This window comes from Cellulomonas sp. GbtcB1 (assembly GCF_019091725.1).
Classification (GTDB): Bacteria; Actinomycetota; Actinomycetes; order Actinomycetales; family Cellulomonadaceae; genus Cellulomonas.
The window spans coordinates 19,272-42,853 of the sequence record NZ_JAGXJG010000037.1 but is presented as its reverse complement, the minus strand read 5'-3'; the positions used below and the strand labels follow the sequence as shown (position 1 = coordinate 42,853).

At 76.4% G+C, this 23,582-nt stretch carries 20 protein-coding genes and 1 pseudogene; 8 read left to right on the top strand and 13 right to left on the bottom strand.

Going from position 1 to position 23,582, the window contains the following annotated elements; translation table 11 throughout:
• Window positions 1-95 precede the first annotated feature (95 nt).
• Window positions 96-608, bottom strand: coding sequence for an Lrp/AsnC family transcriptional regulator (locus KVT14_RS13630; protein WP_217616162.1), 513 nt, complete (start codon window positions 606-608; stop codon window positions 96-98).
• Between KVT14_RS13630 and KVT14_RS23605 the strand changes: the two are divergent.
• Window positions 509-1,299, top strand: a pseudogene (locus tag KVT14_RS23605) (DUF2000 domain-containing protein). The gene KVT14_RS13630 and the pseudogene KVT14_RS23605 overlap by 100 nt on opposite strands.
• A gap of 868 nt (window positions 1,300-2,167) precedes the next feature.
• On the opposite strand, the gene KVT14_RS13620 reads toward KVT14_RS23605, so the two are convergent.
• On the bottom strand, window positions 2,168-2,650 hold the full coding sequence (locus tag KVT14_RS13620; protein WP_308161069.1) for a DinB family protein: 483 nt from the start codon (window positions 2,648-2,650) through the stop codon (window positions 2,168-2,170).
• A 262-nt stretch (window positions 2,651-2,912) separates the two neighbouring features.
• Here KVT14_RS13620 and KVT14_RS13615 point away from each other — a divergent pair, with 262 nt between their 5' ends.
• The 3 genes from KVT14_RS13615 (at window position 2,913) to KVT14_RS13605 (ending at window position 5,735) form a co-directional block, all read left to right on the top strand.
• Window positions 2,913-3,614 carry a heme oxygenase (biliverdin-producing) gene (locus KVT14_RS13615; protein ID WP_217616160.1) on the top strand — a complete coding sequence of 234 codons (702 nt, stop codon included), beginning with the start codon at window positions 2,913-2,915 and terminating at the stop codon, window positions 3,612-3,614.
• Between the two features lie 83 nt (window positions 3,615-3,697).
• Window positions 3,698-4,333: a TetR/AcrR family transcriptional regulator gene (locus KVT14_RS13610; RefSeq protein WP_217616159.1), complete on the top strand. Its 636-nt coding sequence runs from the start codon at window positions 3,698-3,700 to the stop codon at window positions 4,331-4,333.
• Between the two features lie 76 nt (window positions 4,334-4,409).
• Window positions 4,410-5,735: a sensor domain-containing diguanylate cyclase gene (locus tag KVT14_RS13605; protein ID WP_308161066.1), complete on the top strand. Its 1,326-nt coding sequence runs from the start codon at window positions 4,410-4,412 to the stop codon at window positions 5,733-5,735.
• Between the two features lie 119 nt (window positions 5,736-5,854).
• Here KVT14_RS13605 and KVT14_RS13600 read toward each other — a convergent pair whose 3' ends face one another.
• The 5 genes from KVT14_RS13600 to KVT14_RS13580 all read right to left on the bottom strand — a co-directional run bounded on the left by KVT14_RS13600 (window position 5,855) and on the right by KVT14_RS13580 (window position 13,374).
• Window positions 5,855-7,909 carry an NHL domain-containing thioredoxin family protein gene (locus KVT14_RS13600; protein ID WP_217616157.1) on the bottom strand — a complete coding sequence of 685 codons (2,055 nt, stop codon included), beginning with the start codon at window positions 7,907-7,909 and terminating at the stop codon, window positions 5,855-5,857.
• Window positions 7,910-7,971: 62 nt separating this feature from the next.
• Window positions 7,972-8,202 carry a DUF6458 family protein gene (locus KVT14_RS13595; protein WP_217616156.1) on the bottom strand — a complete coding sequence of 77 codons (231 nt, stop codon included), beginning with the start codon at window positions 8,200-8,202 and terminating at the stop codon, window positions 7,972-7,974.
• 148 nt (window positions 8,203-8,350) lie between these two features.
• Window positions 8,351-10,396 carry an alpha/beta fold hydrolase gene (locus KVT14_RS13590; protein WP_217616165.1) on the bottom strand — a complete coding sequence of 682 codons (2,046 nt, stop codon included), beginning with the start codon at window positions 10,394-10,396 and terminating at the stop codon, window positions 8,351-8,353.
• An 84-nt stretch (window positions 10,397-10,480) separates the two neighbouring features.
• Window positions 10,481-12,586 (bottom strand): cytochrome c oxidase assembly protein, encoded by a 2,106-nt coding sequence (locus tag KVT14_RS13585; RefSeq protein ID WP_217616155.1) that lies wholly within the window; start codon window positions 12,584-12,586, stop codon window positions 10,481-10,483.
• Window positions 12,586-13,374, bottom strand: a complete 789-nt coding sequence (locus tag KVT14_RS13580) for a copper resistance CopC family protein (RefSeq protein WP_217616154.1) — start codon at window positions 13,372-13,374, stop codon at window positions 12,586-12,588. Before KVT14_RS13580 ends, KVT14_RS13585 begins: the two co-directional genes overlap by 1 nt.
• A gap of 211 nt (window positions 13,375-13,585) precedes the next feature.
• On the opposite strand from KVT14_RS13580, the gene KVT14_RS13575 reads away from it, so the two are divergent.
• The 4 genes from KVT14_RS13575 to KVT14_RS13560 all read left to right on the top strand — a co-directional run bounded on the left by KVT14_RS13575 (window position 13,586) and on the right by KVT14_RS13560 (window position 16,272).
• A complete protein-coding gene (locus KVT14_RS13575) occupies window positions 13,586-14,275 on the top strand; it encodes a UPF0758 domain-containing protein (protein WP_217616153.1) in 690 nt (229 codons plus the stop codon).
• A 5-nt stretch (window positions 14,276-14,280) separates the two neighbouring features.
• Window positions 14,281-14,688, top strand: a complete 408-nt coding sequence (locus KVT14_RS13570; RefSeq protein ID WP_218707394.1) for an NUDIX domain-containing protein — start codon at window positions 14,281-14,283, stop codon at window positions 14,686-14,688.
• Window positions 14,689-14,767: 79 nt separating this feature from the next.
• Window positions 14,768-15,694, top strand: a complete 927-nt coding sequence (locus tag KVT14_RS13565) for a DUF2207 domain-containing protein (protein WP_217616151.1) — start codon at window positions 14,768-14,770, stop codon at window positions 15,692-15,694.
• A gap of 101 nt (window positions 15,695-15,795) precedes the next feature.
• Window positions 15,796-16,272: a PPOX class F420-dependent oxidoreductase gene (locus KVT14_RS13560; protein ID WP_217616150.1), complete on the top strand. Its 477-nt coding sequence runs from the start codon at window positions 15,796-15,798 to the stop codon at window positions 16,270-16,272.
• A gap of 40 nt (window positions 16,273-16,312) precedes the next feature.
• Here the strand turns inward: KVT14_RS13560 and KVT14_RS13555 are convergent, their stop codons facing one another.
• The 6 genes from KVT14_RS13555 to KVT14_RS13530 form a co-directional block, all read right to left on the bottom strand.
• Window positions 16,313-17,866, bottom strand: a complete 1,554-nt coding sequence (locus KVT14_RS13555; protein ID WP_217616149.1) for a dihydrolipoamide acetyltransferase family protein — start codon at window positions 17,864-17,866, stop codon at window positions 16,313-16,315.
• 62 nt (window positions 17,867-17,928) lie between these two features.
• Window positions 17,929-18,906, bottom strand: a complete 978-nt coding sequence (locus KVT14_RS13550; protein ID WP_217616164.1) for an alpha-ketoacid dehydrogenase subunit beta — start codon at window positions 18,904-18,906, stop codon at window positions 17,929-17,931.
• An 11-nt stretch (window positions 18,907-18,917) separates the two neighbouring features.
• Window positions 18,918-20,045, bottom strand: coding sequence for a pyruvate dehydrogenase (acetyl-transferring) E1 component subunit alpha (gene pdhA, locus KVT14_RS13545; RefSeq protein ID WP_217616148.1), 1,128 nt, complete (start codon window positions 20,043-20,045; stop codon window positions 18,918-18,920).
• 230 nt (window positions 20,046-20,275) lie between these two features.
• Window positions 20,276-20,722 (bottom strand): response regulator, encoded by a 447-nt coding sequence (locus KVT14_RS13540; RefSeq protein ID WP_246854927.1) that lies wholly within the window; start codon window positions 20,720-20,722, stop codon window positions 20,276-20,278.
• Window positions 20,719-22,338 (bottom strand): ATP-binding protein, encoded by a 1,620-nt coding sequence (locus tag KVT14_RS13535; protein WP_217616147.1) that lies wholly within the window; start codon window positions 22,336-22,338, stop codon window positions 20,719-20,721. Before KVT14_RS13535 ends, KVT14_RS13540 begins: the two co-directional genes overlap by 4 nt.
• Complete coding sequence (locus KVT14_RS13530; RefSeq protein WP_308161065.1) at window positions 22,335-23,570, bottom strand: SpoIIE family protein phosphatase; 1,236 nt, start codon at window positions 23,568-23,570, stop codon at window positions 22,335-22,337. Before KVT14_RS13530 ends, KVT14_RS13535 begins: the two co-directional genes overlap by 4 nt.
• Window positions 23,571-23,582: the final 12 nt, after the last annotated feature.

Below are 23,582 nucleotides of genomic sequence, written 5' to 3'. Positions count from 1 at the left end.
TCGCCCGTCCACGTCCAGAGCGACCAGTCGGCGGCGCGGGCGGTGCCGGCAGCGCGGGCGGCGCCGGCAGCGCAGGTGCCGCCGGCACCGACGACTCACCGCCCGCGGGCGCCCTCGCCTCCCCCGCGCGCTGACCGCGCCGCGCCCGGGGCCGGGTCGACCCGGCGCTTGCGCAGGTGCTCGAACACGACCGAGGTGCGCACGTCGACGACCTCCGGGCGCTCGGTGAGCCGGTCGATCACGAACCCGTAGAGCGCCTCGTTGTCCGGCACCGCCACGTGGACGAGGAAGTCCTCGGTGCCGGTCGTGACGAACACCCCGAGCGTCTCGGGCAGCGCCACCACCCAGGCGCGGAAGCCCTCGATGTTCCGGCGGGTCGGCGGCCGGATCCGCACGGCGACGAGCGCCTGGACCGGCCGCCCGATCGCGGCGAGGTCGACGTCGAGAGTCGCGCCGCGGATCACCCCGCGCTCGCGCAGCGCCCGCGTCCGGTCGAGCGCGGTGGTGGGTGCGACGCCGACGGCGGCCGCGACGTCGCGGTTGGTCCGCCGTGCGTCTGCCTGCAGCTCGCGCAGGATCGCCGTGTCGAGTGCGTCGAGATCGGCCATTCGCTCACCCTATCCGTACGTCGTACGGCGGTCGTGGACAGAGGTCGTACCGGTGCCTAGCGTCGGCCCTCGTCGTCGGACGACGACCGCCGCGGACCGTCCGTGGCGCCGTCACCCAGGAGGTCGTCGTGACCACGTCCCCCGCGCCCGCCGCCACCCGCCCCGGCGCCGCTCCCACCACCACCGGGCCGGCCCCCGGCTCCGCCGTCGGCCCCGGCCCCGCCGCGGCGCCGGCGGTCGGCTTCGCGCCCGACGAGATCCGCCTGGACGAGCCGACGCGCTCCGCCCGGCTCAAGTGGGTCCTGGTCGTCGACGAGGCGCTCGAGCCGGGCCGCGCCGCCAACGCCGTCGCCTGCGTCACCGCCGCCACCGCGACCGGCGTCCCGGGTCTCATGGGCCCCCCGCGTCCGACGCCGGCGGCGACGTGCACACCGGCCTGCCCTGGACCGGCTGCACCGTGCTGGGCGCGCCCAGCGCAGCCCTCGCGGAGCTGCGCGCGAAGGCCGCGGCGGCACCCGGCGTGCACGTGGCGGACATGCCCGCCATCGCCCAGCAGATCCGCGTGTACACGGAGTACCTGGCGGCGATGGCGGAGCGGCCGGTCGACGACCACGACTACCTGGCCCTGAGCATCGTCGGGCCGCGGAATCGCGTCGACCGGCTCGTCGGGAAGCTGCGCCTGCTGCCCTGACGCCGGTCGTCCCCAGGAAGGACCCGCGCTGACGAGCGCCGATCCCCAGCCGTGCACCGCACGTGCACACCGCGTCCACAGGTCGCGGTGCCCGTCCCGCGCTCGATCCACGGACTCGTGCACAAGGTGGGGACAACTCCTGTGGACAGAGCCCGACATATCGCCCTCTCGGGTGGTCGGAGCGGCCGTTCGGGGGACGACGACGTGTGGACAACCCCGACCACCCTGTGGGTAACCGAGCCCGGGCACGGAGAAGGGCCCCTCGGAGTAAGCGTCCGAGGGGCCCTCCCCGATCGTCGTCCCTGTGCCCCCGACGGATCGGGGACCGGCGGCCGCTCTGACGGTGCGGCTCCGCCCCGGCACCCGGCGGCGACCTCGGGGGCACCAGCCGCGGGCGGGACGGCGACGATCCGACCCTCGGGGTCCTAGCGGGCCTCTGCGTCGTCATCCGCAGCTCGCCGGGTCGCCCCGCCGAGGTGGTCCGTCGTTCTCCCTCCGGTCCCGGCCCCGCCGGCTCCGCCCCGCCGGGCACCCGTCGAGGCGGGTCTCCCTGCGGTGGTCGGTGCGTCCGTCGAGGTCGTTGGAAGAGTTCTAGACCCCCCGCGACGACGGCCGCAAGGGTCTGCGCCGGCGAATTCTCGTCCACCGCGGGGTGCACATGTTGTCCACAGCGTCACCTGCAGGATCATGCGGTGTTCACAGGGTTGTGCACAGAATCTGTGGACGACGGTGCGGTCTCGCGACCGTCAGGGGCGGGTCCGGCGCGCCTGCGTCCCGCCGAGCCCGCCGGCCCGTACCGTCGTCCCCGGATCGAGGCCCCTCGGAGTAAGCGTCCGAGGGGCCTCGCCGCGTCTCCGCGGCCGGGCGGTCAGGCCCGGACGTCGTGCAGGTGGTGCACCACGTCGTGCAGGAAGTACTGCCCGAGCGTCGTGACCGTGAACGAGGACCCGTTCGACCGGCGGCCCGCGCGGTCCCACTGGTCGGGGCGCACCGCGGCGAACTCCGCCGCGAGCGCGGCCGCGGCGTCGGCGAGCTCGTCCGCGACGCGGCCCGGGTCCTGCCGGTCGTAGCGCTCCCCGGCGGCGGTGGCGTCCTGGTCCCAGTTGGCGAACAGCGGGTCGTCCTCGGCCAGCATCAGCCGCAGCCGCTCGGCGAACACCCGGTGCACGTCCCGCACGTGCGCGCCGTACTCGAGCGTCGACCACACGCCGGGCGCCGGGCGGTCCCGGACGTCCAGGCGGTTGAGCGCGGCACGCCACCGCGGCACCAGGTCGTGCACCGTGCCGGCGATGTCCGGGCCGGCCACGTCGGTGCCGGCGAACCCGCACTCGGGGCAGCGCTCGGCGATCACCCAGGTCCAGTCCTTGGCGTCCGCGTCGGCGGGGCGGTAGTCGTCGGGGTCGGCGTCGGGGTCCGGGGGCGTCGCGGCGGTCACGTCACGCACGGTAGCCCGCCCGGCCCGCCTCCGGGGACGTCCTGCCCCCGCGGCCGAGGCCCGAGGCCGGCGCCGGCGCCGGCGCCGAAGCAGGCCAGGGTAGGCAATCCTTACCCGGTGCGGTACGTTCTGACGCGTCGTCATCTCGACGGCCGCCGCGCGCCTCCCGGGAGCAGACATGACCACCACGCACGACCTGCCCGCCGCCGCGCCGCGCGCCGATCACCCGGCCGACCCGTCCGCCGCCGCGCCGCTGTCGCTGCTGCTGCGTGAGGGGACCCGTCCCGAGCACGAGGCCGCCGAGGGCTCGTCGTTCGTCGAGGACCTGCTGGGCGGCCGGCTCACGACGGCGGCGTACGTCGACCTCGCGCTCCAGCTGCACGCCGTCTACGTGGCCCTGGAGGAGGTCGGCGAGCTGGTGCGCCGCACGCCCGCGGGCGCCGGGGTCGTGTTCGACGAGCTGAGCCGCGTCCCCGCGATCGAGGCGGACCTCGCGCACCTCGCCGGGCCGGGGTGGCGCGAGCGCGCCGTGCCGCTGCCCGCCACGGCGGCCTACGCCGCCGCCATCCGCGCGGGCGGCGCGGACGTCGGCCCCTACGTCGCGCACGCGTACACCCGGTACCTCGGCGACCTCTCGGGCGGCCAGGTCATCGGCCGGATGGTGCAGCGGCACTACGCGGTCGCGGACGAGGGCGTCGGCTTCTACGCGTTCCCCGCGATCCCGAAGCCCAAGCCCTTCAAGGACCTGTACCGCGCGCGGGTCGACGCGCTCGACCTGACGGAGGCCGAGCGGGCCGCGGTGGTCGACGAGGCCCGCGCCGCCTTCCGGCACAACCGCGCCCTGTTCGCCGCGCTGGCCGAGGCGCACCGCCCCGCCTGACCCGCGGTCGCCCCCGCCACACCTGCACGGGACCGACACACGCGCGCGACCCGGATGCTGACAGGTCGTGCGATCATGTCAGCATGCCCAAGATCATCGGCGGCTCGCTGCACGAGCACCGGGAGCAGACGCGGCTGCGCCTGTTCGGCGCGCTGTCCCGGCTGATGGCCGAGCGCGGGTTCGACTCGATCACCCTCGCCGACATCGCCCAGGCGGCCGGCGTCGGCCGCACGGCGGTGTACAACCACTTCGCCGACAAGGAGTCGATGCTCGTCGGCTTCATCATGCACGAGACCGAGCAGTACGTGGCCGCGCTGGAGGCCGAGCTCGCCGGCATCGACGACCCGACCGAGCAGCTGCGCGCCTACGTCCGGGCGCAGTGCGAGCTGAAGCGCGACTACCACCTCGCCCCGGGACCGGATCTGCGGTCGGTGCTGTCGCGCAGCACGCAGCAGCGCGTCCGCGAGCACGTCGTGCTGGTCGAGGCCATGCTGCGCCGCGTGCTGTCCGCCGGCATCGAGTCCGGCGCGTTCCCCGAGCAGGACCTGGGCACGACGGTGTCCCTGGTCAACGCCTGCCTGAGCAGCCGCGGCCTGCCCGACGACCAGCCGGCCCGCGAGCGGGCCATCGAGTCGACCGTCCTGTTCGTGCTCCGCGCCGTCGGTGCCGGCGAGCGGGCCGCGACCGGCGCGCTCGAGCCGGAGGCCGTGCCCGCCTGAGGCGCGCGTTCACCCGCACGGAGGACCCGCGGTGCGCCCGCGTGTGGGCGGGAGCCCGACACGCGATGATGTCCCGGTGACCGACGCCCCGCCGCCGGCCCGGACGAGCGCGCCCCGCGGTGACGGGGACGACGCCCGGCACTTCGCCCTGCTCGCGCACCGCCTCGGGGCCGCCGCCTCGCTCGGCGAGGTGCACGAGGCCGCCGTGGTCGCCGCCCGCGACCTGCTCGACGTCGAGGTGGCCGCCGTCGCCCGGCTCGAGCAGGACGACTGGCACGTCCTCGCCGCCGAGCCCACCGACGAGCTGCCCGCCGCCGAGGAGGCGCTCCGCGACGGGGACGCCGTGCGCGCCCTCGTGCGGCGGCGCGAGACGTGGCTGTCCGCGCCCGGCGACGACCCCGCCCGGCCGAGGCCCGCGCTCGTCGCGCCCGTCGTCGTCAACGGCGACCTCTGGGGCGTGCTGTGCGCGGTGCGCGACGAGCGCGCCCCCGTGTTCACCCCGGACGACGCCGCCCGCGGCGAGGTCCTGGGCGCGCTGCTCGGGGCGCAGGTCGCGCGGCTCGACCTCGCGGAGCAGGTGCGGCACCTGGTGTCCGACGACGCGCTGACCGGCCTGAGCACGCGCCGGGTGGCGGACGAGGCGGCGCAGGCGGCCATCGACTCCGGCGACGAGACGTGCATCGTCATGTGCGACGTCGACGGCCTGAAGCGCGTGAACGACGAGCTCGGCCACGACGCCGGCGACGAGCTGCTCCGGAGCGTGGCGGGGGTGCTGCGCCGCGCGGGCGGGGGCCTACCCGGCTCGACGGTCGCGCGGATCGGCGGCGACGAGTTCTGCGTCGTGACCTCGGGCATCCCGCGGACCACGGTCGTGCAGGTGATGGACGCGACGGTGGGCGACAGCGCCCTGCCGTTCGGCGCCTCCCTGTCCTACGGCATCGCGTCCTCGGCGCGCGGCTCGCTCGGGGCGGCGCCCACGCCGCGGTCGCTGTTCCGCCGGGCCGACGCCGCGCAGTACCACGCCAAGCGCAGCCACGCCGCGGCCCGGGCCCGGCAGTACCGCGCCGACGACCCGGGGGCGGTGCTCGGCCGCACCGTGGCCGCCTCGGTGACGGCGCTGTCCGCCACCGGTCCCGCCCCGCTGTCCCGGCTGTGCGCCCTGGCGTCCGCGGCGACCGAGGCGATGGGCGGGTCGGGCTGGTCCGTGCAGCGGCACGACGGCGGGGACCCGGTGGTGGTCGCGCGGGGTGGGACGACGTCGCTGCACGTGTCGGGCGTGCGCCAGGTGGAGCTCCGCCGCGCCCCGTGGTCGGTCACGGTCGAGTCGACCCTCCCGGACGACCGCACGGTCACGACCACGCTCCAGACCCTGCTCTCGCTGGCGGTCCTGGGCGCCTCCTGACGCTGCCGAGGGGGTACTCGACACGTCGAGCGAGCACCCAGCGGGTACTCGCTCGACGTGTCGGTTGCTCGCTCGGCGAGCGCGGCGGGCGCGGCGGGCGCGGGCCCGCGGGCGGCGCGTCAGCCGTGCAGCGGGAGGGAGAGGTCCGCCGGCGCGCCCGCGGTCACGCGGACCGGGACGCCCCAGTCCTGCGAGTTGAGGTGGCACGCCGGGAACTCGATCGCCGGGTCCGCGTCGCAGCTCGCCGCGCGGGCGGTGATGTGCAGGACGCCCTCGGCGACCTCGGGGTTGATCCGCAGGGTGCGGGTCAGCGGCACGTCGTCGCCGGCGCCGTCGAGCAGCAGCTCCGCCGGGGTCGCCGACACCCGGAGCATCGTCGAGGGTCCGAACCGGTCGTCGTACTTCTGCCCGGCGGCCGGGGTGAACACGACGTCCAGCGCCAGCTCGCCCGGGGCGATGTCGGTGACCGGGCGCTGGGTCCGGTGCGCGCCGGCGTCGAGCACCTCGCCCGCCAGCGTCGCCGGGAGCGCGATCCGGGTCAGGCGGTGCGCCGCCGACTCGACGACGAGCAGCGTCACGCCGCCCGCCTCCGCGTCCGTCTGCACGACGATGCCGCTCGGCTCGGCCAGCCCGGTCGCCAGCGTGCTGACCTCGCCGGGGCCGTCGCCGTCGGCCGCGGGCGCCCAGCGGCGGACCGCGCCGTTGTAGGTGTCCGCGACGACGACCGAGCCGTCGGGCAGCACCGCCACGCCGAGCGGGTGCTGCAGCAGCGCCTGGTCGGCCGCGCCGTCCCGGTGGCCGAAGTCGAACAGGCCCGCACCGACGGCGGTGCCCACGACCGCACCCGACCAGGCGTCCGCCGGGCCGGTGGGCGCGGTGCGCGCGGCGGCGAGCGCGGCGCCGGCCCCGACCAGGCCCGCGAACCCGCCGGCCGCCGGTTCCGCCGCGGCCGAGGCCGGGGCCGCCGCCGGCGTGCCCGGGTCGATCCAGCGCAGCGCCGACACCTCGGAGTCCGCCAGCCACACCCGGCCGTCGGCGGCGAGCGCCGTGCCGGACGTCTGCGCGAACCACGCCTCGCGCGGGTCGCCGTCGGTCAGGCCCTCGTTCATGGTGCCGGCGACGGGCTCGACCACGCCGTCCCGCGGGTCGAACGCCCAGAGCTGGTGGTTGCCGGCCATCGCGACCAGCGCGGTGCCGGTCTGCGGCGACCAGACGACGTCCCACGGCGAGGACAGCGGCACCGACGTCGCGGCGCGCGCCCCGCCGGCCCGCCACAGGTCGGTGCGGCCGGGCAGCGGGGACGGCACGGTCGGCTCGCCGACCAGGTACTGCACCCCGGTCCCGGCGACGGTGGTGACGGCGCCGTCGGACAGCCGCACGCCCCGGAGTGCGTGGTTCACGGTGTCGGCCACCAGCACGTCGTAGCCCGCCTCGGCGGCGACGTCCTCGGGCAGCAGCGTCAGGCCGTTGGGCTCGCTGAACCGCGCCTCGTCCGGGCCGCCGTCGACGAGGCCGCGCTCCCCCGACCCGATCCGGCGCACCAGGGTCTCGCCGTCCGCAGCCAGCTCGGCGAGCGAGTGGTGCCCGGCGTCGGCGACCAGCAGCGTGCCGCCCGGCAGCGCCACGGCCTTCGCGGGGAACCGCAGCGTGCCCGCGGTGGGCTCCGGCGGGACGTACGGGCCGCCGCCGCGGTGCAGCGTGCCCTTGGCGTCGTGCTCGGCGACCAGGTCGCGGACCAGGCGCTCGACGTTGCTCTGGTGCCCCTCGCCCGCCATCTGGGCGACGATGTAGCCCTCGGGGTCGATGACGACCAACGTCGGCCAGGCGCGGGCGGTGTACGCGGACCAGGTGACCAGCTCGGGGTCGTCCAGCACGGGGTGGTGCACCTCGTACCGCTCGACGGCGGCGGCGAGCGCGACCGGGTCGGCCTCGTGCACGAACTTCGGCGAGTGCACCCCGACGATCACCAGCACGTCGCGGTACTGCTCCTCGAGCTCGCGGAGCTCGTCGAGCACGTGCAGGCAGTTGATGCAGCAGAACGTCCAGAAGTCGAGGAGGACGATCTTGCCGCGGAGGTCCGCGAGCGCGACGTCCTGGCCGCCGGTGTTGAGCCAGCCGCGGCCGACGAGCTCGGACGCGCGGACCTTCGGGAGACGGGTGCTGCTGGTGGTCACAGGAGTAGTGAACACGACGCGGCCCCCGGATCGTCCCGGGGGCCGCGTCGTGGTCGGGTGGGTCAGGCCGCCGGGGGCGGGGTGCGGCCCTCGTAGCGCTCGACGACCTCCTCGCGGTGCGAGGTGTGCGCCCGCTGGCTGTTGAGCACCAGCGCGAGGATCAGCGCGAGCACGCCCGCGCCCATGCAGATGTAGCCGATGACCGTGAGGTCCACGTTCGCGAGGTTGTCGCTGACGCCGAACGCGAGGATCGCGCCGATGACGATCAGGGCGATGCCGCCGCCGATGCCCATGGTCGGACTCCTTCCCGGCCCGGGCGGGGGTGCCCGGTGCTCCGGGACCGAGTCTGGCGGCGGACCCGCAGTTCCGCGCGCCGAGCGGGAGTCCGCCCGGGTGAAAGGACGCCCGGGCCGCGCGGCCGGCGCGGCCCGGGCGCCGCCGTCAGCCCAGGACCTCGGGCAGCGGCGGGAGCTCCTCGCCGCTGAGCCCGAGCACGTGCTCCGCGAGGAACGCGTCGACCACCTGGTACCAGACCTTCGCGTGCTGCGGGCTGAGCACCCAGTGGTTCTCGTCCGGGAAGTACAGGAACCGGTGCGGGGTCTCGCCGTTCTCGTCCGCGGCGAGCGCCGACCTCGACAGCAACTCGTACCAGAGCCGCAGGCCCTCCCCGATCGGCACCCGGTAGTCCTTGTCGCCGTGCACGACCAGCATCGGGGTGACGATCTTCTCGACCGACAGGTGCGGGGAGTTCGCCAGTGCCATCTCCGGCGTCATCTCCCGCTCCCAGTAGAAGGAGTGGTCCGTCGTCGGGCCGAACTGGTCGAGCGCCCACAGGCTGGCGTGGGTGACGATCGCCCGGAACCGGTCGGTGTGCCCCGCGACCCAGTTGGCCATGTAGCCGCCGAACGAGCCGCCCATCGCGGCGGTGCGGGTCTCGTCGACGTCCGCGCGCGCGACCGTCGCGTCGGTGATCGCCATGAGGTCGGTGTACGGCGCCGCGCCCCAGGCGCCCCAGCCGCGCTGCACGAAGTCCTGGCCGTAGCCGGTCGACAGCGCCGGGTCGGGGAGCAGGACGGCGTAGCCGCGGGCGGCCATGATCCAGGGGTTCCACCGCCAGGACCACGCGTTCCACGAGTTCAGCGGGCCGCCGTGGATCCACAGCAGCAGCGGCGCGGGCGACGCGGCGGAGGCACCTTCGGGGAGAACGAGCCAGGCGCGCACCTCGGCGCCGTCCTCGGCGGTCGTCGTCACCTCGGAGAGCGTGCCGGGCAGCGCGGGTAGCGGCGCGGGTGCCGGCAGGGCGACCGCCTCGACCGGCTCCCCGCCGGCGAGGGCGGCCGCGAGGTCGATCCGGACCGGGTGCGACGGGGCCGCGTAGGACACGCGCAGCGCGTACAGCGTCGTGCCGTCCGGGCTGACCCGGAGGTCGCTGAAGACGGCGTCGTCGGCGGTGACCTGCGTGACGGCGCCGGAGTCGAGCGCGACGTGGAACACCGGGCCGCGGCCCAGGTGGTCGGCGCCGACCAGCAGGCCCGCGCCGTCGCGGGTCCAGGCGATCTCGTGCGGCCAGCGGTCCCAGCCCGCGGCGACCCGGCGGGGGGCGGCGTCGGCGGCGTCCAGGTCGGCGACCCAGAGCTGCACCTGCGGCGCGGCGGTCGGCGTCGTGATCGTCTCGCGCACGTAGGCGACGCGCCGGGAGTCCGGCGAGACCACCGGGCCGGCCAGGTCGGCCGTCGGGTCGTCGACGAGCACGCGCCGGGTGCCGGTGGCGACGTCGACGGCCACGAGGTGCTGGCGGAGCGTGCCCCGCGCGCCCGGCTGCGCCCAGGAGGTCACCAGCGTGCGGCCGTCGGGCGACAGCACCGCGTCCTGGTGCTCCAGCGCCGCGCCGGCGTCGGGGGCGAGGTCGCGCAGCGCGAGCCTCGGCGCGGCGGCCCCGGCCTCGGGCGACGCGGCGACGGTGGTGAGGTCGCCCGCGAACAGCCGCGGCCTCGCGGGCCCCAGGTCGTGGTCCCAGTACCGCACCGGGTAGGAGGAGTGCAGGATCGCGGCGACCTTGGCGTCCTTGCGGGCGCCGATCAGCCGCTCGTCCTCGGCGTCGTCGGCGGCGCTCGGCAGCACGTCCGACGGGACGACCACGACGGGCGCGTCCTCGGCGACCACGACGCCGCCGATGCCGGCCCTCCGCGACGCGATCACGCGCGCCTCGGCGCCGTCGGCGGGCAGCAGCCACAGCGCGGCGGGCGGCTCGTCGTCGGGCGCCTCGGCGTCGGCGTCCGGGCGGGCGGAGGTGAACAGCAGGTCGCCCGTCGAGGCGAACCGGGCGGCGGACTCGCCCTTCGCCGACCGCGTCAGGCGCCGGGCGGGGCGGACGCCCCGGGGGTCCACCTCCCACAGCGCGGTGACGTAGCGGGTGCGCTTGGCGTCGAGCGTCGACACCGCGGTGACGAGCCGGGTGCCGTCCGGGGACAGCGCCAGCCCGGACATCCGGGGCAGGGCGACGTAGGCGTCGAGGTCGTGGAAGGGGGTGGCGGGCGTGGTCTCAGCGGCGTCGGTCACCCCGCCGTCCTATCACGGCTCCCGGGGCACCTCGCGGGAACCCGGCGCCCCGCCCGCGTCCCGCTCCGCGAGCCGGGCCAGCATCGCGTTGTACTCGTCCATCTCCGTGTCCCCGTCGCGCGCGACCTTGCGGTCCCGGCGCTTCGCGGTGCGCTCGTCGTCCCGCGCCCAGGCGAAGGCCACCGCCACCGCGAGCGCGAGCGTCGGCAGCTCGCCGATGCCCCAGGCGACGCCGCCGCCCCGCTGCTGGTCGACGATCGCGGACGGCCCCCACTCGCGCCCGAGCAGGCCGAACCAGTCGGGGACCAGCAGCACGTCGCCGGTGGTGAGCGCGACGCCGAAGAACGCGTGGAACGCCATCGTCGCGAACAGCAGCAGCAGGCGCTGCGGGTACGGCGGCCGGTTCGGGCCCGGGTCGATGCCGACCAGGGCGTTGACGAACAGGTACCCGGCGAGCGAGAAGTGCACCACCATCGCGTAGTGCCCGACCTCGGAGGTCAGCGCCCAGCGGAACACGTCGGTGTAGTAGAAGACGACCATCGACCCGGCGAAGTTCACCGCGGCGACGACCGGGTTCGCGAGGAACCGGCCCCAGCGGCTGTGCACCAGTCCCAGCAGCCACTCCCGCGGCCCGCGGGACGCGTCCGGGGCTCCTCGCCCGGCACCGGCCCGGCCGCCCCGGGACGGCAGCGCGCGCAGCGCGAGGGTCACCGGCGCGGACAGCGCGAGCAGCACCGGGATCACCATCGCCAGGATCATGTGCTCGACCATGTGCGCGCTGAACAGCACGTGCCCGTACATCGCCGGCCCGCCGGAGGTGGTCCAGAAGAACAGCACCATCCCGGCGACCCAGGACGCGGTGCGCGCCCACGGCCAGGAGTCGCCGCGGCGGCGCAGCCGGAGCACCCAGCGCAGGTAGACGACGATCCCGGCGACGGCCGCGGACGCGAGCAGCACGTCCCACCGCCACTGCGTGATCCAGGACAGCGTGGTCGGCTCGGGCGGCAGCAGGTGGCCGGTGACGATCTCGGCCGGGGTCGGGTCGGTGATCGGGTCGTCCGGCACGGGCGGCGGCGACGAGCCCAGCGCGACGGCGACGCCCGACACGGCGCCCATGACGGTGAGCTCGACCAGCACCAGGCGCCAGAACAACCACGTGGCGGGGGCGCGGGCGTCGCCCGCGAGGCGGCCGACCACGCGGCGCCGGTGCGCCAGGCCGAGCAGGCCGAGGACGCCGAACAGCGCGATCTTGACCAGCAGCAGCACGCCGTACCGGGTCGTCCAGTCCGACCACGAGCCGAGGCGGATGACGGAGTTGACAGCGCCGGAGACCGCGACGGCGACGAAGCACCACGCGGCGACGACGGAGAACCGCGCGACGGCCGGGGCGAGGTCGGCGCCGAGCCGGTGCGCCAGCGGGGACAGCGCGAGCAGCGTCCCGATCCACAGGGCGGCGCCCACGAGGTGCAGGAACATCGACGACGTGGCGAGGTCGTGGCTCGCGGCGCCGGCGGCGTGCCCGGTCTGCGCCGACTGCCACAGGGCGATCACGACGAGCAGCGCCGTCCACGCGGCGCCGAGCGGGGACGTGGTCATCAGCGCGAGCGCCGTGACGACGGCGGCCACGACCGCGACGGTGAGCAGGACGCGGCCGAGCTCGAACTGCGTCACGAACTGGCCGAGCTCCCCGCCGAACGCCGGGTCGGCGGGCGACAGGCCGGCGACGTTCGCGTAGGTGAGGACGAGCTCGACGACGGCGGTGAGCGTCCACACCGCGGCCGCGACGGCCGTGACCCCGGAGGCCGCGCGCACGATCGCCTCGTCGCGACGGACCAGGACGGTCGCCAGCAGCACGAGGCCGCCGAGGGTCGCGGACGCGGCGAGCTCGGCGCCGGTCGACGCGATCGGCAGGCCCCAGCGCACGAGGGCACCGGGGTCACGCAGGGCGGTCGGCGCCGCCGCGCCCGTGAACGCGATGCCCGCGACGACCGCGGCCACGGCCGCGACGGCGAGCGCGGCGATGCGCAGCCAGTCGGCCTGGCGGCGCTGCCCGCCGTCCGCGGTGCGGGGGCCGCGCGCCGGGCGCGGGCCCACGGGTGCGGCGACGCCGGGGGCCATCAGCCCTCCGCCCGGCCGTCCCCGCCGGTGGCGCCGGTCGGGCCGTCGGTGCCGTCGGTGCCGCCCGCCGACCCGGTGCCGTGCGACCGGCGACGCTCGCGCACCACGAACACCGCGACGGCGCCCGCGGCCAGCACGGCCACGACGATCGCGGCGACCACGCCGGCCGCCACCCCGGCGTCCTCGTCCTCGGCGAGCTCCTGCTGCGGCGCGAGCGTCGCCGAGACCGTGGCCTCGGACGCCGGCTCCTCGGCCTGGGTCGACATCGTCGGCTCGGTGGTGGGCTCGATCGTCTCGGGCGCGGCCGGGACGGCGGTCACGGACCCGGACGTCGCGGTGAACGCCAGGGTGCCGGACAGCGGGTGGCCGTCGGCCGAGGTGACCCGCCACTCGACGGAGTAGGCGCCGGCGGGCAGGTCCGCGGCGAGCGCCTGGGAGACCGTGTTGTCCACGAGCTCGGCGGTCCCCTCGCTCACGGTGCCGCCGTCCGGCCCGAGCACGACGATCTCGGTGCCGAGCGACTGCGCCGGCTGGTCGAACGTCAGCGTGATGCGCGCGGGCGGCGCGTCCACGGTCGACCCGTCGGCCGGGTCGGTGCCCAGCAGCGCGTTGTGCGCGTCGGCGCGGCCCGCGGTCAGCAGCACGGCCGCGAGCGCCAGCAGCAGGGCCGCGACGGCGGCGAGCGCGCGGGGCGCCGGGGCCGGCGCGGCGGCCACGCGGACGCGGCCGGCGTCGCGGACGGTGCGGGCGGGCGCGGGGGCGGGGGTCGGGCGCTCGGAGGGGATCACGGCTCCATCATCACCCGCACGGGCCGCCCGGTGCGCCACGGGTGGCGCGGATCACCCGCCGCACCCCGCCTCCGGTTCCCGGCGCCGCCCACGGCGATCGGCGGTGGGCGCACCGGAAGCCGTAGGCCGGTCGCCCGGCGCCCCGGGGCCGCGGGCCGGGCCTGTGGACAACTCCGGCGGCGGTGGCCGCGACGCCCCTAGGGTCGAGGAGATGCGGACCCCGATGCTCGCCGACCTCGACCCGGACCAGCGGCCCCGGGAGCGGATGCTGCGCCTGGGCGCCGACGCGCTGTCCGACGTCGAGCTGGTCGCGCTGCTGCTCGGCTCGGGGCGGCGCGGCGCCAGCGCCCTCGACACCGCACGGGACCTGCTGGTCGCGCACGGCGGCCTGGCCGGCCTGGCGCACGCGGACCCGCCCGCCCTGCTGCGCTCCCCCGGCGTCGGCCCCGCCAAGGCCACCCGCGTGGTCGCCGCCCTCGCGCTGGCCCGTCGGTTCGGGACGTCGACCGACCGGCGCGCGACGGTCCGCACCCCGGCCGACGTCGCCCGGCTCGCGGCCCCGCTGCTCGCCGGGCCGGCCGACGGTCGGGTGGTGGCGGTCGCCGGCGACCGGGCGGCGCGGCTGCTGGGAGCGGTCGTCGTGCCCGGGGCGGTCGCGCACGACGAGCCGTTCGCCGTGCGCGAGGTGCTGGCCGAGACCCTGCGCCGCGGCGGGGTGACGCTCGCGCTCGCGCACCGGCACGACCCGGAGGACCCGGACCCGCACCCCGCCGACGGCCGGTCGGCCGCCGCGCTGGCCGAGGCCGCCGCGCACTGCGGCGTCCGGGTGCTCGACAGCCTGGTCCTGCGCGGCGACGCGTGGACGTCGGCGGCGGCCATCCCCGCGCTGGGGGCAGGATGAGGGCCGTGACCGACGCCCACCCCGTCCTCCGGATCGCCGCGGCGGTCATCGTCGACGACGCGGGCCGGTGGCTCCTCGTCCGCAAGCGGGACACCGCCGCCTACATGCAGGCGGGCGGCAAGATCGAGCCCGGCGAGGACCCGCGCGCCGCCGTGGTCCGGGAGATCGGCGAGGAGCTCGCCGTCGTCGTGGACCCGGCACGGGTCCGGGACCTCGGCCGCCGGGACGCGCCCGCCGCGAACGAGCCCGGCCACCACCTCGAGGCGCACGTGTTCGCCGTGGACGGCGTGACCGGCGCGGTCCCGGCCGCGGAGATCGCCGAGGCGGTGTGGGTGACGCCGGCCGAGGCCGCGCGGCTGCCGCTCGCGCCGCTCACCGTCGACCTGCTGCGCGAGGCGGGCGCGGCGGCGTAGCGACCGCGGCGGGCCGGGCCGGCAGGGACGCCGTCGCGCCGACACCCCGCGTTCACCCGGGCGTGATCGGCTGCGACCGATGGAACCGTCGCCCGACCTCCTCGGCCCCGCCCTGGTCGTCCTCGCCGTGGGCTTCGCGCTCGAGGTCGTCCGCATCGTCCGGGAGCAGCCGCCCGTCGACCCGAGCCGCCCGACCTGGCCGCCCCGGCAGCCCGTCCCACCCGCCGGGGTGAGCGTGCTCGTCGGCGCGCACGTGCTCCGGTGGCGCCGGCGCAGCGCCACCGCGCAGGTCGCCGAGCTCGTGCGCCGGGGCGCTCTCCGGCTCGATCCCGCCGACCCCGCGCGCGTCGAGGTCGTCGACCCGCGGGCGCTCGACCCGGTCGAGCGCGCGTTCGTCGCCGCTCTCGTCGGCGCCGAGCCGCACGTCGGGAGCCGCGCGCACCTGCGGGCCGACGACGTCGAGCTCGCGGGCCGGGTGCGGGAGGTGCAGGCCGCGGTCAACGCGCTCGTGCTCGACCTCGGCCTGCGGTACCGCCCGGCGCGGCGCCCCGAGAGGGTGCCGCTGCGGCTGGCGCTCGTGGCGCTCGCCGTCGTCGCCGCCGCGCTGGCGGTGCAGGACCCCCGCGCCTGGTTCGTGGTGATCTCGCTGGCGTTCGCGGCGCTCCTCGGGCGACGGCGCGAGGTGGTCCGGCCGCTGACCGCCGAGGGCGCGGCCCTCCGCGACGACCTGCGCGGCCTGAAGGACTGGCTGCGCTTCGCGGACCTCGACGAGTCCGCCGACCTCGGGCCGCTGCTGCCGTGGGCCGTCGTGTTCGGGGAGCTGGGGCCGTGGCGGGCGCGCGGCGGCGACGAGGGTCCGGCGCTGGGGGCGCTCCTCGTCGCGCTCGGCGGCGACCGGCCGGAGCACGGCACGGACGACGAGCAGCCCGGCGACGCGTGGCAGGACCAGGCCACCGGCGGCAGCCGCGCCGAGCACGACGGCGCGTACGTGCCGACGTCGGACTGACGACGCGGGACCGACGACGCCGGCCGACGACGCCGGACCGACGTTGCCGGGCCGACGACGCCGGACCGGCGGCCCGCCCGGTCGCGGCCTAGGGTCGGGGCATGGCCCGCTCCATCGCGACGAACACGACCGTCGACCTGCCCGAGCTGCTGGACTTCGTCCGCACCCGGCACCACCTGCTGCTCGCCACCTCGCGGCGCGACGGCCGTCCGCAGATCTCCCCGGTGAGCGGCGGCGTCGACGACCAGGGCCGGATCGTCATCTCGACCTACCCCGGCCGCGCCAAGACGGTGAACGCCGAGCGCGACCCGCGCGTCTCCGTGCTCGTGCTGTCGGACGACTGGAACGACGCCTGGGTGCAGGTCGACGGCGACGCCGAGGTGCTGCACATGCCCGAGGCCGAGGACGCGCTGGTCGACTACTACCGGTGCATCGCCGGCGAGCACCCCGACTGGGACGAGTACCGCGCCGCCATGCGGGTGCAGGGCAAGAGCCTGATCCGGGTCACGCCGACCCGCTGGGGCCCGGTCGCGACGGGCGGGTTCCCGGCCGAGGTGGCCGAGCGCCTGGACGGCTGACCGACCGCCGCGCGCGAGCGCGGGAGGTCGCGCCGGACGCTCAGCCCCAGACCAGCGCCTGCGCCGGGTCCTCGAGGACCGCCGCGACGTCCGCCAGCACCATCGAGCCGAGCGCGCCGTCCACGAGGCGGTGGTCGACGCTCAGCGCGAGCTGCGTGACGTGCCGGACCTTGATCTTCCCCTTGTGCACCCAGGGCTGCTCGCGGATCGCGCCGAACGCGAGGATCGCGGCCTCGCCCGGGTTGAGGATCGGGGTGCCGGTGTCGATGCCGAACACGCCGACGTTGGTGATCGTGATCGTGCCGTCGGACATGTCGCGCGGCGTCACCTTGCCCGCGCGCGCCGTCGAGGTCAGCGCGGCGAGGCCCTCGGCCAGGTCGTGCAGCCCGAGCCGGTGCGCGTCCTTGATGTTCGGCACCACGAGCCCGCGCGGGGTCGCCGCGGCGATGCCCAGGTTCACGTAGTGCTTGTAGACGATCTCCTGCGCGGCCTCGTCCCAGGACGCGTTGACGTCCGGGTGCCGGCGCACGGCGAGCAGCAGCGCCTTGGCGGCGATCAGCAGCGGGGTGACCCGGACGTCCGCGAACTCCTTGTCCTGCCGGAGCCGCTGGACGAGCTTCATCGTGCGGGTGACGTCGACGGTCTGGAACACCGTGACGTGCGGCGCGGTGAACGCGGAGGTCACCATCGCCTCCGCCGTCCGCTTGCGGACCGACTTCACCGGGACCCGGGTCTGCCGCCCGTCGGGCGACACCGTGCCGGACGCGAGCCAGGGCTGGTCGTCGGCGGGGTAGGTGGCGAGGACCCGCGCCTCGGCGGCGGCCTGGTGGGCGAGCACGTCCTCGCGGGTCACGATCCCGCCCGGGCCGGTCGGCACGACGGAGTCGAGGTCCACGCCGAGGTCGCGGGCGAGCTTGCGCACCGGCGGCTTGGCCAGGGCGCGGCGGCCGGAGACCGCGGCGGGCTCGCCCGTCGGCACGGCTCCCGGGCGGACGGTGGGCATGGCCGCGGGCGCGGCGGTCACGGGCGCGGCTCCGCGCGAGGTACCCGGCCCCGCGGTCGTGGGCCGGACCGCGGCGGCTCCCGCGCCGGTCGCGTCCGGGCCGGCCGCGCCCGCGTCCACGTCGCCCTCGGCGGAGGTGAACCGGGCCCGGCGCGCGGTCGGCGCGGCCGCGGTGCCGTAGCCGACCAGCACCGCACCGCCCGGCTCCTCGGCCTCGGCGGCCGACGCCGACGCGTGCCGCGCCACCGGGGCCCCGGCCTGCACCGGGTCGGCGTCCGACGTCGGCCCGTGCACCGGCACCTCGGGCCCGGCGCCGGGCGCGAGGTCCGCGGGGGCGTCCCCGGTCGGGTCGGTGTCGATCTCGATGATCGGGGTGCCGACCTCGACCGTCGTCCCCTCCTCGACCAGCAGCCGCGTCACCACGCCCGCGAACGGGCTCGGCAGGTCGACCAGCGACTTCGCGGTCTCGATCTCCACGATCGTCTGGTTGATCGCCACGGTGTCGCCGACGGCGACGTGCCAGGCGGCGATCTCGGCCTCGGTGAGGCCCTCGCCGGCGTCGGGGAGGCGGAACTGCTGGAAGGACGGCACGAGCGGTGCTCCTCGGGGTGGTGCGGGCGGTGGTCGGCGTGGGGGCGCGGGCGCCCGCGGGGTCAGGAGGCGAGCACGCGGTCGACGGCGTCGAGGACGCGGTCGAGCCCGGGCAGGTACTCGTGCTCCAGCTTGGCCACGGGGTACGGGGTGTGGAACCCGCCGACCCGGAGCACGGGCGCCTCGAGGTGGTAGAAGCACTCCTCGGTGACCCGCGCCGCGACCTCGGCGCCGGTGCCGTACAGCACGGGGGCCTCGTGCACGACGACGCACCGGCCGGTGCGCCGCACCGACTCGGCGACCGTGGTGATGTCGAGCGGCGAGATCGTGCGCAGGTCGACGACCTCCACGCTGCGCCCCTCGGCGGCGGCCGCGTCGGCGACCCGCAGGGCCGTGGCGACGGTCGGGCCGTGCGCGACGAGCGTGACGTCGGTGCCCGGGCGGAGCACGCGCGCGCCGTCCAGGACGGAGGCGGCGGCGAGCGGGTCGGCGTCGGTGTCGACGTCGCCCTTCTCCCAGTACCGGCCCTTGGGCTCGAAGAACATGACCGGGTCCGGCGAGGCGACCGCCTGCTGGATCATCGTGTAGGCGTCCTGGGGGTCGGACGGGCTGACCACGCGCAGGCCGGCGGTGTGCGCGAACAGCACCTCGGGCGACTCGCTGTGGTGCTCGACCGCGCCGATGCCGCCGCCGAACGGCACCCGGATGACGACCGGGAGGTTCAGCCGGCCGCGCGAGCGGTAGTGCATCTTCGACAGCTGGGTGGTGATCTGGTCGAACGCCGGGAAGATGAACCCGTCGAACTGGATCTCGCACACCGGGCGGTAGCCGCGCAGCGCGAGGCCGATCGCGGTGCCGACGATGCCGGACTCCGCGAGCGGGGTGTCGACGACCCGGTCGCTGCCGAAGTCCTTCGCCAGCCCGTCGGTCACCCGGAACACGCCGCCGAGGGCGCCGATGTCCTCGCCCATGAGCATGACCTTCGGGTCGCGCTCGAGCGCGGCCCGCAGGCCCGCGTTGATCGCCTTGGCGAACGTCATCCGCTGCGTGCTCACCGGTGCTCCCCTCCCGCGAACGAGGCCTCGTACCGCTCGAACCAGGCGCGCTCGGCGTCCACCACCGCGTGGGGCGTCGCGTACACGTGGTCGAACATCGTGCTGGTGGCCGGGCGGCCGAGGGCCCGGACGTAGGTCCGGATCTTCTCGCCGAGGGCGTCGGCCTCGGCGGCCAGGTCGGCCCGGAAGGCGTCGGACAGCTCGCCGGTCGCGGCGAGGTGCTTCTCCAGCCGGTCGATCGGGTCGCGCTGCCGCCAGTAGTCCTCCTCCGCCGCCGAGCGGTACCGCGACGGGTCGTCAGAGGTGGTGTGGGCGCCCATCCGGTAGGTGAACGCCTCGACCAGGGTCGGGCCGCCGCCGGACCGGGCGCGCTCCAGCGCCTCGGCGGTCACGGCGTAGGTGGCCAGCACGTCGTTGCCGTCGACGCGGACGCTCGGCACGCCGAAGCCCGGGCCGCGCGCGGCGAGCGGGACGCGCGCCTGGCGGGTCGTCGGCTCGGAGATCGCCCACTGGTTGTTCTGCAGGAACAGCACCAGCGGCGCGTTGTTCACCGCGGCGAAGACCAGCGCCTCGTTGACGTCGCCCTGGGCGGTCGCGCCGTCGCCGAAGTAGGTGACGACGGCGGTGTCGCGCTCGGGGTCGCCGGTGCCGACCGCGCCGTCGCGCTGCACGCCCATCGCGTACCCGGTGGCGTGCAGGGTGTGCGACCCGATCACCAGCGTGTACAGGTGGAAGTTGAACTTTTCGGGGTCCCAGCCGCCGTGGTCGACACCGCGGAACAGCTGGAGCAGCTGCGTGAGGTCCAGGCCGCGGGTGTGCGCGACGCCGTGCTCCCGGTACGAGGGGAACACGTAGTCCTGCGGGGCCAGCGCGCGGCCGGAGCCGACCTGCGCGGCCTCCTGGCCGAGGCACTGCGCCCAGAGGCCGAGCTCGCCCTGCCGCTGCAGGGCGGTCGCCTCGGTGTCGAAGCGCCGCACGAGCACCATGTCGCGGTACAGGCCGCGCAGGGCGTCCGCGTCGAGGTGGGCGACCCGGGCGCTGTAGTCGGAGTGGTCGACGCGCTCGCCCGCGGGCGTGAGCAGCTGGACCAGGCCGTCGTCGGTGAGCGGACCGCTGGTGCTCACGCGGTTCTCCTTCGGGCTGGGGGGTGGTCCCGGGCTTCCTCGGGGCCGTGTCTAACCTACGCCAGCGTAGGCTACGCCACCGTAGGTCCAGGGCCCCGGGCGCCGTCAAGACGGGCCTGCCCCCGTTGTGGGGTCCCGACAACCCCACCGTGGACCCGCCGCCGTCCCCGCGCACGGCGACGGCCCGCCGCCCCGGGCGGGGCGACGGGCCGGTGCGGCGTCGGACGAGGTCAGCGCTGCGGCAGCCGCACGACCTCGACGAAGAACTCGTCGATCTGCCGGACGACCTCGATGAACCGCTCGAAGTCGACGGGCTTCGTCACGTAGGCGTTGGCGTGCAGCGAGTAGGAGCGCACCACGTCCTCCTCGGCCTCCGAGGTGGTGAGCACGACGACCGGGATGCTGCGCAGCGCGTCGTCGTTCTTCATCGCCTCGAGCACCTCACGGCCGTCCATGCGCGGCAGGTTGAGGTCGAGGAGCACGAGGTCCGGCGTCGGGGCGTCGGCGTGCTCGCCCTCCTTGCGCAGGAACGCCAGCGCGCTGACGCCGTCGGAGACGACCGCCAGCCGGTTCGCGACCTTGTTGTCCTCGAACGCCTCGCGCGTCATCAGGACGTCGCCCGGGTCGTCCTCGACGAGCAGGACGTCGATCACCTTGCCGTTGCGTGCCACGCTCACTCCGATCCCTCGGCCTCTCGGCCGTCCTGGTCCTGGCGGTCGTCCTGCTCGGGCTCCGCGACGGCCGGCAGCGTCCAGCGGATGCTGGTGCCCGGGCCGTCGGGCTCGCCGAGCCAGATCCGTCCGCCGTGGTACTCCACGATCTTCTTGCACAGGGCGAGCCCGATGCCGGTGCCCTCGTACAGGTCCTTGGGGTGCAGCCGCTGGAAGATCACGAACACGCGCTCCGCGTACTGCGGGTCGATGCCGATCCCGTTGTCCCGGCACTCGAGCTCCCACGAGTCTCCCACCCGCCGGGCGCTGATCCGGACCACCGGCGGCCGCTCGGGGTCGCGGAACTTGATCGCGTTGCCGACGAGGTTCTGCAGCAGCTGGACGAGCAGCGGGCGCTCGCCGCGCACGACGGGCAGCTCGTCGTACGTGACGACGGCCCCGGTGTCCTCGACCAGGTTGTCCAGGTTGTCGAGCGCGGCGCCGAGCGCGTCGGCGAGCGGCACGTCCGCCAGCTCGCCGCCCAGCCGGCCGACCCGGGAGAACCCGAGCAGGTCCTGGATGAGCTGCTGCATCCGCTTCGCACCGTCCACGGCGAACGCGATGTACTGGTCCGCGCGCTCGTCCATCTGCCCGCCGTACCGCTTCTGCAGCAGCTGGGTGAACGAGGCGACCTTCCGCAGCGGCTCCTGCAGGTCGTGCGAGGCGACGTAGGCGAACTGCTCCAGGTCGCGGTTGGACCGGCGCAGCTCCTCCGCCTGGTCCGCGAGCCGGTCGTGGGCGTCGGCGATCTCGGCGCGCTGCGCCTCCACGGCCTGCACCTGGGCGACCAGGCCCAGCCGCATCCGCTCGACGGTGTCGGCCAGGTCGGCGATCTCCCCCGGTCCGGTGGTGCGTACGGGGTGGTGCAGGTCGCCTTCGCTGACCGCGCGCGCGTCGGCGGCGAGCGCGTCGATCGGCTCGGCGATCCACGAGCGCAGCGTCCGCCAGAGGACCGCGCCGGCGACCGCGCCGGCGATCACGAGCGCGACCAGCGAGCCGATGACGACGCGGGTCCACATCGCGAGGGACGACGCGGCCTCGTCGCGGCGCTCCCGCAGCACGTCGAGGTAGTCCTGGACCGCGGTACGCGTCTCGTCGAACAGCGTGCGGCCGCCCTCGATCTCCTCCGCGGTCACCGCGGCAGGGCCGCCCGCGGCGACGGCGGCGATCGTCGGCTGCGCGAACTCCTCGTCCCAGCGCTCCGCCGCGGCGACCGCGGCCGCGGCTGCCTCCCGGACGGGCTCGGACGCCCCGCCCTCGGCGACCGCGGCGAACGCCCGCGTCGCGTCCTGGGCGTTCTCGTACGGCTCGAGCGTGCCGTCGAAGCCGGTGAGGGCGTAGCCGCGCACCGCGGTCTCGCCGTCGACCAGCTGCGTGTACGCGGTCTCGGCGTTCGTGATCGCCTCGAAGTACCGGTCGGTCACCAGGTCCTGGGCGTCGAGCATCCGCCAGAGGGCGACGCCCGAGCCGACGAACACGAGGGCCAGCACGACGCCCGCGACCACGAGGGCGGCGCCGAGGCGGCGGCGCAGCGTCGTCCGGGGCCGCGCGGCCGGGCCGGCGGCGAGGGGGGCGGCCGTCACGCGGGGGCCCCGCCCCAGCCGAGCACGACGACCGCGGTGTCGTCGACGAGCTCGCCGCCGTGCCGGCGGCGCACCTCGCGCAGCACCTCGTCCACCGGGTCCGCGGGCGCTCCAGCCAGTACCCCGTCCACCAGCTCCAGCAGACCGGCCTTGCCGATCCGCTCGTGGGTCCCGCTGATCGTCGCCTCCAGCACGCCGTCCGTGTACATCATGAGCCGCCACCGGTCGGCCAGCTCGAGCCGCCGGGGCCGCCACGTGCCGTCCACCGGGATGCCCAGGGCGCGCCCGCGCAGCTCGCGCGGCAGCAGCTCCGACGGCCGCCCCGCGCCGGGGTCGCCGAGCAGGAACGGCACCGGGTGGCCCGCCAGGTACAGGTCGACCGTCGAGCGGTCGGGCGCGATCTCGACCATCGACATCGTGGTGAACACCTCGTCACGGGCCCGCTCGGACTCCAGCACCCGCTCCAGCAGGGGCAGCAGCTCGGGGGTCGTCGTGCCGGCGAGCACCAGGGTGCGCCAGGCCGTGCGCAGCACCGCGCCGAGCGCGGCCTCGTCCGGGCCGTGCCCGCAGACGTCCCCGACGATCGCGAGGACCGTGCCGTCGGGGCGCTCGATCACGTCGTAGAAGTCGCCGCCGAGCACGCCGTCCCGCCCCGCGCGGTAGCCCACGCGCACCTCCAGGCGGTCGTCCCGCACGGACGGTCGCGGCAGCAGCGCGCTCTCCAGCCGCACGGTCTCCTCGGCCCGGACCATGCTGCGGTACAGCTCGCGGTCGACGGCCTGCAGGCGGCGCCGCTGCACCGCGTACCGCACCGAGCGGCCGAGCAGCTCGCCGTCGACCTCGCCCTTCACCAGGTAGTCCTGCGCGCCGGCGGCGACCGCCTGCAGCCCGGTCTCGGTGTCGGTCCGCCCGGTGAGCACGACCACCGCCGGGGCGCCGGCCGACAGCAGGGTCTGCAGCGCGCCGAGGCCCACGGAGTCGGGCAGGCCCAGGTCGAGCAGGACGCAGTCGACGTCGAGGCGCGCGGTGGCCTCGTCGAGCGTCCGCGCCCGCACCAGGCGCGCGTCCAGGCCCGCGTCGGACAGGTGCTCCTCCACGAGGAGCGCGTCGCCGTCGTCGTCCTCGACCAGCAGCACCGCGATGGGGCCGCCGTCCAGGGGGTCGGCGGGGCGACCGGCGCGGCCGGGCCACGCGGGCGGCGTCACCACGCCCGGCGTCGTGCTCTCGGTCACCCCTCCACCTCT

Coding starts and splice junctions, on each gene's coding strand:
- KVT14_RS13550 (WP_217616164.1), bottom strand. CDS start 18,906: ATGACGTTCGCCAAGGCGATCAACGCGGGCCTGCGGGCCGCGCTCGAG.
- KVT14_RS13630 (WP_217616162.1), bottom strand. CDS start 608: ATGGCCGATCTCGACGCACTCGACACGGCGATCCTGCGCGAGCTGCAG.
- KVT14_RS13575 (WP_217616153.1), top strand. CDS start 13,586: ATGCGGACCCCGATGCTCGCCGACCTCGACCCGGACCAGCGGCCCCGG.
- KVT14_RS13610 (WP_217616159.1), top strand. CDS start 3,698: ATGCCCAAGATCATCGGCGGCTCGCTGCACGAGCACCGGGAGCAGACG.
- KVT14_RS13590 (WP_217616165.1), bottom strand. CDS start 10,396: ATGTCCGGGCTGGCGCTGTCCCCGGACGGCACCCGGCTCGTCACCGCG.
- KVT14_RS13615 (WP_217616160.1), top strand. CDS start 2,913: ATGACCACCACGCACGACCTGCCCGCCGCCGCGCCGCGCGCCGATCAC.
- KVT14_RS13595 (WP_217616156.1), bottom strand. CDS start 8,202: ATGGGCATCGGCGGCGGCATCGCCCTGATCGTCATCGGCGCGATCCTC.
- KVT14_RS13585 (WP_217616155.1), bottom strand. CDS start 12,586: ATGGCCCCCGGCGTCGCCGCACCCGTGGGCCCGCGCCCGGCGCGCGGC.
- KVT14_RS13565 (WP_217616151.1), top strand. CDS start 14,768: ATGGAACCGTCGCCCGACCTCCTCGGCCCCGCCCTGGTCGTCCTCGCC.
- KVT14_RS13560 (WP_217616150.1), top strand. CDS start 15,796: ATGGCCCGCTCCATCGCGACGAACACGACCGTCGACCTGCCCGAGCTG.